The 12,591-nt window shown below is 37.1% G+C and carries 11 protein-coding genes; all 11 read right to left on the bottom strand.

Annotated elements, in window-relative coordinates; all coding sequences use genetic code 11:
* Positions 1–18: 18 nt before the first annotated feature.
* A complete protein-coding gene (gene ruvA, locus BCELL_RS07525) occupies positions 19–633 on the bottom strand; it encodes a Holliday junction branch migration protein RuvA (protein WP_013488090.1) in 615 nt (204 codons plus the stop codon).
* Between the two features lie 102 nt (positions 634–735).
* Positions 736–1,284 (bottom strand): intercompartmental signaling factor BofC, encoded by a 549-nt coding sequence (locus tag BCELL_RS07520; RefSeq protein WP_245546965.1) that lies wholly within the window; start codon positions 1,282–1,284, stop codon positions 736–738.
* A 231-nt stretch (positions 1,285–1,515) separates the two neighbouring features.
* Entirely contained in the window at positions 1,516–2,589 is a 1,074-nt protein-coding gene (locus BCELL_RS07515; protein ID WP_013488088.1) for a YhcN/YlaJ family sporulation lipoprotein, read from the bottom strand.
* A 461-nt stretch (positions 2,590–3,050) separates the two neighbouring features.
* A complete protein-coding gene (gene safA, locus BCELL_RS21565; protein WP_013488087.1) occupies positions 3,051–4,082 on the bottom strand; it encodes a SafA/ExsA family spore coat assembly protein in 1,032 nt (343 codons plus the stop codon).
* Positions 4,083–4,651: 569 nt separating this feature from the next.
* Positions 4,652–5,530, bottom strand: a complete 879-nt coding sequence (gene pheA / locus BCELL_RS07505) for a prephenate dehydratase (protein ID WP_041808165.1) — start codon at positions 5,528–5,530, stop codon at positions 4,652–4,654.
* 17 nt (positions 5,531–5,547) lie between these two features.
* Positions 5,548–5,997: an ACT domain-containing protein gene (locus BCELL_RS07500; protein WP_013488085.1), complete on the bottom strand. Its 450-nt coding sequence runs from the start codon at positions 5,995–5,997 to the stop codon at positions 5,548–5,550.
* Positions 5,998–6,848: 851 nt separating this feature from the next.
* Positions 6,849–8,132 (bottom strand): GTPase ObgE, encoded by a 1,284-nt coding sequence (obgE, locus tag BCELL_RS07495; RefSeq protein WP_013488084.1) that lies wholly within the window; start codon positions 8,130–8,132, stop codon positions 6,849–6,851.
* Positions 8,133–8,168: 36 nt separating this feature from the next.
* Positions 8,169–8,702: a sporulation initiation phosphotransferase B gene (locus tag BCELL_RS21560; protein WP_013488083.1), complete on the bottom strand. Its 534-nt coding sequence runs from the start codon at positions 8,700–8,702 to the stop codon at positions 8,169–8,171.
* A 96-nt stretch (positions 8,703–8,798) separates the two neighbouring features.
* Positions 8,799–9,932: a sensor histidine kinase gene (locus BCELL_RS07485; RefSeq protein WP_013488082.1), complete on the bottom strand. Its 1,134-nt coding sequence runs from the start codon at positions 9,930–9,932 to the stop codon at positions 8,799–8,801.
* A gap of 289 nt (positions 9,933–10,221) precedes the next feature.
* Positions 10,222–11,643, bottom strand: coding sequence for a protoporphyrinogen oxidase (hemY, locus tag BCELL_RS07480; RefSeq protein ID WP_013488081.1), 1,422 nt, complete (start codon positions 11,641–11,643; stop codon positions 10,222–10,224).
* Positions 11,643–12,584, bottom strand: coding sequence for a ferrochelatase (hemH, locus tag BCELL_RS07475; protein ID WP_041808163.1), 942 nt, complete (start codon positions 12,582–12,584; stop codon positions 11,643–11,645). The genes hemY and hemH overlap by 1 nt, the downstream gene beginning before the upstream one ends.
* Between the last annotated feature and the right edge of the window lie 7 nt (positions 12,585–12,591).

The following is a 12,591-nucleotide window of genomic DNA, read 5'->3' as shown; positions in this document are numbered from 1 at the left end:
TTTCTTCCCCCGATAAAATCATGATTCGAGCATTAATTTAAGAGCTATTTTAATATAACCATCCGTTGTTTCTTTTGTATCTTTTAATTTTGGCAATACTTTATTAATTTCCCGATCAACGTATCCTAGTGCCTTTAAAGCTTCAAGCGCTTCCTCTAACTCATAATTTTCAAGTTGCATATCGTCATCGATAGCTATAAGTTTTGTATCTTCTCCACCACTTTCTTGTAAGAAATCAACTAACTTCCCTTTTAAATCAAGGATAATTTGACGCGCCGTCTTCTTTCCAACACCTGGAAATTTAACTAAGAACTTTTCATTCTCTGCCTCAATTGCTTGAACAACTAGCGTTGGTTCTCCTGTAGCTAATATTGCTAATGCACCTTTTGGACCTATACCAGAAACTTGCAGTAATTTTTCAAAAAGCTTCCTCTCATCACGATTTTTAAAGCCATAAAGCTTAATAGCATCTTCTCTTACATGTTGATATGTATAAATTGTTACTTTTTCATTTATATTTTCTTCATAACGAAACGGGTTTGCACAAAATACTAAATATCCTACATCGTGCACATTAAGTGTTACACTTTCTATTTCAATATTCGATACTACTCCTGTTAATGATTCAATCACAAGTCTTATCCCCTTTTCAGCACTTTAATGAGAACACACATTTCTATTTTAGCATAAGAAAAAGAGGTTGTCTCAATCACGGAGAAAACCTCTTTACATTCCTTACAGTTCGTTCACAGCATATTCTTCACACATTTTCAGAACTTGTAAATATTGATCCTTTGTAGTAACTGGTATTCCATTAAGTAATTCTTGATGTAAATGACTTTTGAGACGACTCGTATTCACTTGAAAGAATGATTGAATAACATTATTTTCGATTGGTTCTCCATTGTATATGTTTAATGTACCATCATCAGATAAGCCAAAATAACCATGCATTTTTAATAATGGAGAAATATCATTCAAATCTTTTTTAAATATAATTTGGCTTTGATTTTGATCAACAAGCTGCCAATCATCATAAAATGCCCAAAAGTCCTCCATTGACCAGATTGTTTCATGCACAACCTCTTCACTTATTTCGCCATCTAAATAGTGCCTTTGTAATATTACTTCAATTGTATGATCTTCTTCTATTTTAATACTGTCATTTGCCAATGCTTTATTTGCACCAATAAATATTGTTGCTAAAAAAACTCCAATAATAAAAAGTAAGAATAGGTCAGTACGATTTTTTTTTGAAAACGCACATGATGATAACATTTTCATGACGCCTCCTTGTTAGACTTTACCAAAGAATATTGGTTACCTATAGATTCTCCAAATAATATAAGATTTATCCATATTTATGTTTAAAATGTGAGAAATTGATGACTATTAAAAAATATTAGCCTACATATAAATACATGTTAAAAGTTATCATGGTCATCATTTCCACCGCAAATATTCTTTTCTTCAAAAAAAGAACAGGCAGTCTTTGCCTGTTCTTTACATTCAATATTATCGACTTCTTTCAAATGGTCTTTGAACAGCATCCCCTAAGTCACCAAGCATTTCATTAAAAGTTGCACCAACTTCTTCAAATGCTTCACCAGCACGTAAGCGATCGTTTAAACCTCTGATATCATTTACGCGTTCTCTGTCTGTCACAACATGAACGTTGCGATCCCCAGAAAGATTTCCAATTCTATCTCGTACAGTATTGTCATTAAAGTCATTATCAGAGTCAACACCTACAAGAACATCATTACCGTGTACAATGACATGTGCATCATTTACACCATTCGCACCTGATAAACGATCAGTCATATTTGTAGCTAATCGTCCATCTTCTCCATTAAAATAATCACTCGTTCTTGTTTGTTGCCCAGTAGTGGTACCATTTCGCTTTCCATGGTTTAAAGTACCATCATTTGTTCCTCGATTAAAACCTCGTGTTCCATTTGTTCCTCTATTTAGACCAGTAGTGCCACGCTGTTCACGCGTACGGTCGTTCACTACACCATTCTCGTCAACCATCCCAGGACGGTCATTTCCAGTAATTCCGCGCCCAAAACCAGTAGCTCCATCTCTTCTATTGTTTATTCTAGCTTCATAAGCTGAATTTGTATTATTGTTTTGAGCACCAAAATTTTGTCCATTACGTGCACCATTTCTATTTAGTCCGCCAAAGTTTTGTCCGTCTCTAGTGACATTTCTGTTTTGTGCAACGTAATTTTCAGCATTTCCAAAGTTTCTTTCATATTGAAGACCCGTGCCATTTCTTCTTGTTATATTTTCATCGTTAGTGCCACCCGGCTGAGTGCCAAAGCGGTAATTGCCTGTACCAGCCCCTCGAGTACCGTATCCATTATTATCATTATAACCAAAACCGATACGGTTACCTGTTGTACCATCATTAGTACCTAACCCGGTTGGATTTGTCCTATTATCATTGACACCGAATCCAGTTTGTTGTCCAATTTGTTGGCCTTGATTCGTATTGTTCATACCCGTGTCGTTTACATCACCACAACCAGCTAACCCTGAAAAAATCATACTTGCTGCTGTTAATGTAAGTGCAATTTTTCTCATTTTATTAACCTCCTCCTTTCACAACTTAGGTTGGCTTGTAAATGGAGGTTTGATTCTAACAGTTTTATGCAATTTTTAATGTCATTTATTAGGAATGGTTTCACTAGCTGTTGTAAAGCCAATCTTCAGTTTTTTCCTATACGTTTTTTTAAAAAAAAATGCCCCTGATTAACCATATGAAAAGACGTTATACCAGCTCCGAGAAGCTCGTATAACGCCTTTCTTTTAATGCAGTATGTTTCGCAATAACACTTAAATTACTAATAAGCTCACTTTTGAGGACACAGGAACGAGCGTTGCTTCGTCGTTAATGCTTCGAGTTGTCTCGACGGATACGCACCGTAGCATATACTGATCTTTTCACTAGTATGCACGGCAAAATACTTTACCTTTAAAAAAAAGTGTTACAAAGACACTTTCTCCTTTGTAACACTCTTCTTTTAATTTGAAGACTCTATTATTTATTGCTCATTATCTGTTTCTTCATCATCGCGCACACCAAATGGTTGCTGATAATTTGGATAAGGCATTGGTCCCGGATAAGCATAATGATTCACATCGTAACCATATTGTGGTCCAGGATAATAAGGTTGCTGTGGCTGCGGTTGTTGCGGATATTGTGACGCAGTTACATCCCCATACGTCGGATGCGGTTGCGGTTGTTGTGACATTGGTTGATGCGGTTGTTGCGGTTGTTGCGCTTGTTGCGCTTGTTCCATTTGCGCATGCTGATGATCCATCGGTTGTTCTCCAAATTGTGGTGAATGTACCATTTGTGGATGAGCAGAGCCTGCACCTTGTGTTGGATATGCTTGCTGTGGATATAGCGGCATTTGATGCCCTCCATGTGGCATTTGTCCATGTGAAAAAGGAAGTTGCCCATAACTAGGCGGTGAACAAGGTGAACTATGATAAACAGGTGTCACTGGATAGCATCCATGTGGATACTTCATTTGTGTTGGAACAGGTTTCACCTTTTCGTGGTCACACTGCTTTTTTCCTTTAACTGGAACTTCCTTCTTTTTTGGCGGTTCTTTTACTTGTGGCATTTTAGGTGGTGCCGGAACTTTAGGAGCTTTAGGCTCAACTTTTTTCTGCTTATAAATATTAAAATTCATGTTTGTGTTTTGCAAGTGATAGGATGGCGCCTGGTGCTGCATCGGTACTTGAGGAGGTGTAGGCATAGGTATAGGTGCCTCCTTTTCCTCCTTCAATGACGGTGGCGGCATTTTTTCTTTTTCTGGCATTTCTTTAATTGGTTGTTCTTTTTGTGGCTTTTCCTTAACACCAATGTGATCGAACGGCTTTTCTTTACTCTGCATCTCTTTTTTTGCTTGCACGCTTCCTGAAGGAATTTTCACCTTCATGCCAGGCATGATGAGATCTGGATTACTCAAGTTGCTATTAGCAGCTTTAAGAGCTTCAAAATCTACACCATACTTCTGAGCAAGCTTCCAAAGTGTGTCACCTTTTTGTACAATATGAATTCTCACTTCTCAGATCCCTCCCATACAATGTCATTACATCCTATGCGCTATTGGGCGAATCGTCACTGCTTTTTTCCAAAAATTACGCTTTTCTCAAACATTTTTATGCTGTATTCAAAAAAATAGCACTAGATATTATTATTTTTTCGGTGATAGATGTATGAAAACTATCAGCTATTTTCTACGGAATCAATTGTAGTTGTTATACTTTATAAAGGTAGGACGTATGAATTATGCACTCCTTATACTTTGAGGAGCTATTATTAACTCTGTATTATTCATGCTGGTTTTTAAATTACTTCATTTGATTTGCACTGAGGTGGGAGAGGGGGAAATGGTAATCTTACTTTCAATTGCTTTTTTGTTTGTTCAAAGGCAGTTGGCGGCGCACCATCTTACCTTCACGCTACTTTTCTTTGCCTCAAGGGCAGATGGCAGCTCCACATCTTACCTTCAACCACTTTCTCTATACCTCAAGGTTAGATGGCGCCTTACATATCGCATACAGCTCACACTGTTCTAAAAAAAAGAAGCCTTAACTTATATTTAAGACTCTCTCACATCACTATAATCTATCACTTGTTTTGTAAAGCACATAAAGCTTCCCATTGAAAGCACGGATAACTTCCTAGCACTTCAACTTTACAGCCTAATGCTTTTAGTTCTTCTTGGACACCCGGAATCAGCACCTCATCCTTTTTCATGTCGATATCAATAATGAAAAAGTAATTCCCGAGTCCTGTTTTCATTGGTCTAGATTCTATTTTGCTTAAGTTAATTTTCCTCCAAGCAAATGCTGATAATACTTGATGTAACGCACCTGTGTAATCAAGCGGTAAAGTAACCATTATTGTCGTTTTATATAGAGAAACTCCGTCCATTTGTTCAAAGGATTTATTTAAACTACCTTTTTGTAAAGCGATAAATCTTGTACTATTATTTTTGTAATCGTTGACCTTTGATTTTACAATAGCCAAACCATATTCACTAGCAGAAGTTTCATTAGCTAATGCAGCAATCTTTTCTTCACTTTCACTAACGAATTTTGCTGCTTCTGCAGTAGAGTTAGTGTAGCGAATTTCTGCATTTGGTATATAGTTGCGAAGGAATTGATGACACTGAGCAATTGCTTGTGGGTGTGAGTAAACTGCATCAATTTCCTTCCAGTCATCAGCATGTTTTTTATTTGTCATTAAATTTTGAAATATTGGTGCTGTTACCTCCGCTGCCATCTCCATCCTTTGATGATGAATGAGATAATCTAATGTAATATTGACCGATCCTTCAATAGCATTTTCCAGTGGTACGATTGCACGATCTACAGCGTCCTCATTAACTGCGTCCATACAATCAGGAATGGAGCGGAAAGGAATATGTGTTTCATTAGGAAGCAGCGCTTTTGCTGCTACTTCTGTAAAAGAACCTTTAGGACCTAAATAAGCTACAGTTTTCATATTATTTTCCCCTTCCATTACGTCCCAGAACCGATAAGTTCAACTTTTACTACTGCATCTAACTCTCGAATTTTATCAAGCAAGACTGTTACGTCTGAATGCATTGCTGCTGTTTCAATCGATAGCGTAATCGTCGCCCTTCCTTGTAAAGGGATTGTTTGATTGATTGTTAATACATTTGCACCTGTTTGTGCAATGAGTGATAAGAGCTTTGACAATGACCCAGAACGATCTTCTAGGTAAATAGATAAAGTAATTATTTTTTCCTTTACCATAGTATGAAAAGGAAAAATACCATCTTTATATTTATAAAAAGCACTTCTACTTAACTCAACCTGTTTAACAGCCTCATTAATTTTTTCACATTTCCCACTTTCTAACAACTGTTTTGCTTCCACTGTCTTCAACATCGCTTCAGGAAGCATATCTTCACGAACGAGATAAAATTGGTCTGTTCGTTTGCTCACTTATTCCACCACCTAGATTCGTACTATCCATCCATTATAAATATGAACGAAACTATTGACAATACTATTAGTCATAAAAAGTGTTTAATTATTCAGAAAACACTACAATACGTTATACCACCAGCAAGGTAAAGTTCGACCTTTTGACGAGGCTCCGTTCGTCACTCGCACTAATGGAGAAGTTCACTCCATTTGTGCTCTTCTTTGTGACGACTTCGCTCTCGTTACGTAAAATCCCCAAAAGGTAAAGTTCGACCTTTTGGCGAGGCTCCGTTCGTCACTCGCACTAATGGAGAAGTTCACTCCATTTGTGCTCTTCTTTGTGACGACTTCGCTCTCGTTACGTAAAATCCCCAAAAGGTAAAGTTCGACCTTTTGGCGAGGCTCCGTTCGTCACTCGCACTAATGGAGAAGTTCACTCCATTTGTGCTCTTCTTTGTGACGACTTCGCTCTCGTTACGTAAAATCCCCAAAAGGTAAAGTTCGACCTTTTGACGAGGTTCCGTTCGTCACTCGCACTAATGGAGAAGTTCACTCCATTTGTGCTCTTCTTTGTGACGACTTCGCTCTCGTTACGTAAAATCCCCAAAAGGTAAAGTTCGACCTTTTGACGAGGCTCCGTTCGTCACTCGCACTAATGGAGAAGTTCACTCCATTTGTGCTCTTCTTTGTGACGACTTCGCTCTCGTTACGTAAAATCCCCAAAAGGTAAAGTTCGACCTTTTGGCGAGGCTCCGTTCGTCACTCGCACTAATGGAGAAGTTCACTCCATTTGTGCTCTTCTTTGTGACGACTTCGCTCTCGTTACGTAAAATCCCCAAAAGGTAAAGTTCGACCTTTTGGGGATTTTACTATTCTACAAATTCAAATTCGTGACTAAGTATTCGGACTGTGTCGCCGTCTTTTGCTCCACGATCTCTTAAAGCTTGGTCAATTCCCATATGTCTCATTTTACGTGCAAACCTTCGTACAGAGTCGTGCCTATCGAAATTCGTCATCTTAAACATTGTTTCAATTTCATGTCCTGCAATGACATATGCACCATCATCATCACGAGAAATTTCAAATGGAGCCTCTTTTTGCTGAAATTTATAGACAACTCTTTGTTCAATTTGCTCTTCCTCGTATAGAGGGAATTCAGGTGTTGTCTCTACTTTATCAACAATTGAACGTAACAAAGGGTTTAAGCCTTTTTTCGTAACTGCAGATATCGGAAAGATTTCTACACTGTCCTCAACTTTTTCCCTAAAGGCTTGTAGGTTTTCTTCAGAAGTTGGAAGGTCCATTTTATTAGCAACGACAATTTGCGGTCTTTCTGTTAAGCGCATATTGTATTGTTCCAATTCTTCATTAATCGTTACATAATCCTCATAAGGATCTCTTCCTTCTAGTCCACTCATATCTATAACATGAACAATGACTCGAGTTCTCTCTATATGCCTCAAAAATTGATGTCCTAAGCCTACCCCAGAATGAGCCCCTTCTATTAAACCAGGTAAATCTGCCATGACAAAGCTCCGTTGATCATCTGTTTCTACAACACCTAAATTAGGTGTTAAAGTAGTAAAGTGATAATCTGCAATTTTAGGTCTAGCTGCAGACACAACGGAAAGTAATGTCGATTTACCTACGCTTGGGAAGCCAACTAAACCAACATCTGCTAACACTTTTAGTTCTAGAACTAAATTACGTTCTTGACCAGGCTGTCCATTTTCAGCTATCTCTGGTGCCGGATTAGAAGGAGAAGCAAAACGGCTATTTCCTCTTCCACCACGTCCACCGTGGGCGATTACTGCGCGCTGACCATGCTCGGTTAAGTCGGCAATAATTTTTTCCGTTTCCTCATCAATAATAGTCGTTCCTGGTGGAACTTTTACTACCATGTCATCACGACTTTTACCGTGTTGATTTTTCGGTCTCCCGTTTTCTCCACGGTCCGCTTTGAAATGCTTTTGATAACGAAAATCCATTAACGTCCTTAGTCCCTCGTCAACTTCAAAAACAACATCTGCTCCTTTTCCACCATCACCACCAGCTGGCCCGCCATCTGGAATGTATTTTTCTCGACGATATGCAACCATTCCATTACCACCGTCGCCACCTTTAACATAAATTTTAACCTTGTCTACAAACATGATGCTATTCACCTCATTCTCTTATACAACTATCATCTACGTCATTTTAATATGAATATAGATACTGTTTTCTTCGCTTTCTAATTCAGCAATAACTGAACTGAAACTCTCTTTAAATTTCCTTAAATCCTCCTGAAAGGCTGTAATCTTTGAGAGCTGTCCATGATAGTCGATTTCAATTTCAATCCCATTTAAATCCTTTAAAGTTAAGTACAGTTGGTTATCATATCCTTGCTTTGCATGTTCATTAAAAAATGTGAACAGGGCTTCTAAAATTGACATCACTTTAGTCTCAGCTGGTTGCCAGTTTTCTTTTCCGTTAATGACTTCAAAATGTAAAACAAAGGGATGCTCCTCCCAGTTAAATGTCAACAATCTCGTTGCTAAGTGTTTTACGTTCATGTTAGAAAGGTGACTTTCATTCTTAGTTTGTCGAATTACATCATCAATTAAACTATCCACCTTTTCCAATCTTCCAATATCTAGGTTACCCTTAATTAACTGTAATTTATTTAGCCAATCATGCCTATAATGTCGTAGTACTTCTACGACATCCCACTCCTTTGTCATATTAACACTCCCAAAACGTCCTCAACTTTTATAAAAATACAATGGTAATTTTTATCATAACATAATACGGACGGAACCGTTATCTGCATGATGAAATTACTTGCTTTCTTTATAGGGTAATAAAATACTGAAGCTTGTCCATTCTCCATGTGACCACCATTTCACCGTTCCATTATGCTTTTCAATTATTTGCTTCGTAATAGGTAACCCAATCCCTTTACCTAGTTCCTTCGTACTTACAAATGGATCAAAAATCTTACTCTCAATCAATCGTGGAATTGGTGGCCCATTATTTGAAATAGTCAACATCACTTTTCTATTCTGTATCCCTAATTTCAAATTAATTTCTCTATTCTTTTCAATAAGCAATAAAGCATCTACAGCGTTATGTATGATTTTATATAAAGCCAACTTTAATTGATCCCTAACACCATGAATAACGATTTGTTTTTTAATCTCTATATTAAACTGTATTTCATGCTCTTCAAAAATCGGTTGAAATGTACTTAACGCTTCAAAAACAAGGTCATTTAGTGACAATTTAGACACTTGAAAATCATGATGATTTTTGCGATTAGATAAGTACAGTATTTGATTGACTTGTTCTTCTAGGTCTTTAATCTCCTGGTTAATGTATTTAAAGTATTTCCTTTCATTTGCTGGCTTATCTATTCTACTTTCCAGTAATTGTACAAAACCTTTAATTGAAGTAAGTGGATTTCTTATTTCATGTGCAAAGCTATTTGATAACTTTGATAACAGCTGTAATCTATCTTGCTGTAGCTTTTTTAGTTCTTGATTTTTCTTCTCTATTTCTTCTTGTTGGTCGTTGTAAATAATTACAAACATCTCTTTTTGTATATCAATAAAAATAAGATTGAATAAAGAAATAAATGTTTGATCACTTTTTAATTTTTCTATATTATTAATTTTATTTTCTAATTTCAAGCGAACATCTTTAAAAAACGACAATAAGTCTTCGAGCAATATATTCATTCCCTGGCGATAGCTTTCAAGGGTACGAACAATGACAGCTAGCTCCTTGTCACTTCGTTTATTATCTCTTACTCTTTTAATAAATTCCGCAGTTAATGCCTCTATTATTTCATGTGTACATTTGTTTGGACATCCTATGCGTTCACGATATATGTTTACTATCTCTTTGATGATGAGGAATTTATTCTTGTATAAATAGTCAGCTATAAAATGTTCTTTTTGCTGTTCCACCATCACATTTCACCCCAATATTTTATCCCATCCCTAAGTATAAGACAACAAGACTTTGATGTGGAAACAACTTTACGACAAGTAGCTCACTTTTTATGTAAAATTAAACACAATTAGTGATAGCAACCTTTCATTCGACATAGTTAACGCCATTTTTCGATGAAATGCTATGATTTTTTTATTATTTTCAGTAAAAAAATTTCCAACCTGCTCTACCATTAGTCATCTTCTACTTCGAGTGATATCTCCAGCAACAGATTTTACGACATTGAAAAAAGCTAACCGAGATATTTCAGTTAGCTCCAAGCTCAGACAACAAATTACTTACACCTTTTTTTCCTTGATCGATACAATCAGGCATACCAATCCCTTCAAAGGATCCACCCGTCAAGTAAACTCCAGGTAATTGCTTCTTCATACTGACATAAACATCATTTAAATTATTCCTATGACCTACTTCGTATTGAGGCATCGCCTCTTTCCAGCGTGTTACAGTAGAAAACTTCGGTTCTCCTTCTATATCCATTATTGCACTCAAATCCTTCATAACTGCATGTATAATTTCTTCATCTGATCGGAATACGATGTCTTCGTTTCCTTCCCTCCCTACATAGCCACGTAATTGTGCATAACCTTCAGGAGTAGAATGCTCCCATTTTTTGTGTGTCCATGTACAAGCAGTAATGGAGTAGTTTGACTTTTTAGAAACAACGAAACCAGAGCCGTCAATATCTTTCTTTATTGCTGATTTTGGGAAAGCAAGAACGACGGTGGCTACTGAAGTTGCAGGCATTTTGCCTAAATAACTTACTGCTGAATAATCCTTTAATAACTGATAAGTAATATGATGAGGGGTTGTTATAAGCATATAATCCACTACATCATCTCTTCCATCCTCGAATAGCAACCGATATCGATTATCAACTTTTTTTATTTGCAGAAGCTTTGCATTCTTCTTCACTACAGATTTGTCTAATTGCTCTTCGATCGCTCTAACAAAAGATTGAAGTCCACCTTTAAAAGATAGAAACATTCCCTTCGGCTTTGTTTTTCCCCTATTTTTTGGCTTCCCTTCCTGCTGTTTAGCTATTGAAGACTTCATACCTAAAATCATGCTACCATACTTCTTTTCTATTTGTTCAAAGTGTGGAAATGTTGCTTGTAAGCTAAGTTTGTCAATGTTTCCTGCATAAATACCAGATAGTAACGGTTCAATTAGCTTATCAACAACTTCATTACCAAGCCGTTTTCTGAAAAAGCTCCCTAATGACACATCTTCACCGTTTTTCATTACTTTCGGTAAAAACAGATCCCCAGCTGCTCTAGCTTTTCCAGCTGGAGAGAATAAACGAGTTTTTAAGAATGGCCCCCACTGTGTTGGTATCCCCATAATTGCCCCGCCTGGCATGGGATAAAGTGTATCATTGTGAAGAATATAGGACTTACCTGAGCTGTTATGTACGAGGTCATTTTCTAATCCAACTTCTTTCGCTAATTCAGCCATACTTTTTTTCCTAGCCAAAAATGAATCAGGTCCTAGTTCTGATATAAATCCATCGCGATAAGATGTTTTAATTTTACCACCTAGCTCGTCAGCCGCTTCATACAACACGAATTCTGCATCACTGTTTGACTTGGATAACTCCTTTTGTAAATAATAGGCGGCACTTAAACCTGTAATACCACCACCAATAATTGCAATACGTTTCGGCATTATTGAGCATCCTTTATCGTTTTTTGAATAACAGTCGCGAGCGTATCTATAAAGGCATCTTTTGCATTTGGCATTTCCGGTCGATAGTAAGCTACTCCTAATTCATCCGTTACTACTTTACATTCATAGTCATTGTCATACAAAACTTCTAAATGATCCGCTACAAACCCAACAGGACAGTATACAAATGCTTTATACTCATTTTTGTTATATAAATCTCTTGTTAAGTCTTGAACATCTGGTCCTAACCAAGGCTCTGGCGTGTTCCCTTCACTCTGCCAACCAATTTCGTAATTTTTCACCCCTGCTTTTTCCGCAATTAATGCAGCTGTTTCCTTTAATTGCTCAGGGTAAGGGTCACCGTTTTGTAAAATCTTTTCAGGTAAACTGTGTGCAGAGAAAATAACTACATGATTACTTCTTTCTTCCTCTGACATCGTTTCTCTCGTTTTTACAATTTGATCTGCCCAATATTCAATGAACTTAGGTTCTGTATACCAGCTTTCTACAGAAGTGATTTTAGGGCCTTCGATTGATTCTGATTCTTCCTTTGCTCGTCCGTTATACGATTTCACACTAAAAGTAGAGTAATGTGGTGCTAGGACAATACTGACAGCTTCTTCAATACCATCTTCTTTCATAGCAAGAACCGCATCTTCAATAAATGGATCAATATGCTTTAATCCTTGGTAAGCCTTAAACTGTCTATCAGAATAACGGCGATTTAATTCCTTTTCTAATCTATCTGTTTGCTCTTCTGTAATTTTTGCCAAAGGGGATATTCCTCCAATAGCTTCATATCTTTCAATAAGGTCATCTAACTGTTCTTGAGAAGGCTTTCTCCCTCTACGAATATGCGTATAGTACTGTTCTACTTCATCAAGGCTTCTTGGTGTTCCATAAGCCATTACTAATAAACCTACCGTTTTTTTCAACGTCATTCCCTCC

The organism is Evansella cellulosilytica DSM 2522 (assembly GCF_000177235.2).
Taxonomy (GTDB): domain Bacteria; phylum Bacillota; class Bacilli; order Bacillales; family Salisediminibacteriaceae; genus Evansella; species Evansella cellulosilytica.
This window is presented reverse-complemented; position numbering and strand designations above follow the sequence as displayed.

Coding starts and splice junctions, on each gene's coding strand:
- BCELL_RS07520 (WP_245546965.1), bottom strand. CDS start 1,284: ATGAAAATGTTATCATCATGTGCGTTTTCAAAAAAAAATCGTACTGAC.
- BCELL_RS07515 (WP_013488088.1), bottom strand. CDS start 2,589: ATGAGAAAAATTGCACTTACATTAACAGCAGCAAGTATGATTTTTTCA.
- pheA (WP_041808165.1), bottom strand. CDS start 5,530: ATGAAAACTGTAGCTTATTTAGGTCCTAAAGGTTCTTTTACAGAAGTA.
- obgE (WP_013488084.1), bottom strand. CDS start 8,132: ATGTTTGTAGACAAGGTTAAAATTTATGTTAAAGGTGGCGACGGTGGT.
- BCELL_RS21560 (WP_013488083.1), bottom strand. CDS start 8,702: ATGACAAAGGAGTGGGATGTCGTAGAAGTACTACGACATTATAGGCAT.
- BCELL_RS07485 (WP_013488082.1), bottom strand. CDS start 9,932: ATGGTGGAACAGCAAAAAGAACATTTTATAGCTGACTATTTATACAAG.
- hemY (WP_013488081.1), bottom strand. CDS start 11,643: ATGCCGAAACGTATTGCAATTATTGGTGGTGGTATTACAGGTTTAAGT.
- hemH (WP_041808163.1), bottom strand. CDS start 12,584: ATGACGTTGAAAAAAACGGTAGGTTTATTAGTAATGGCTTATGGAACA.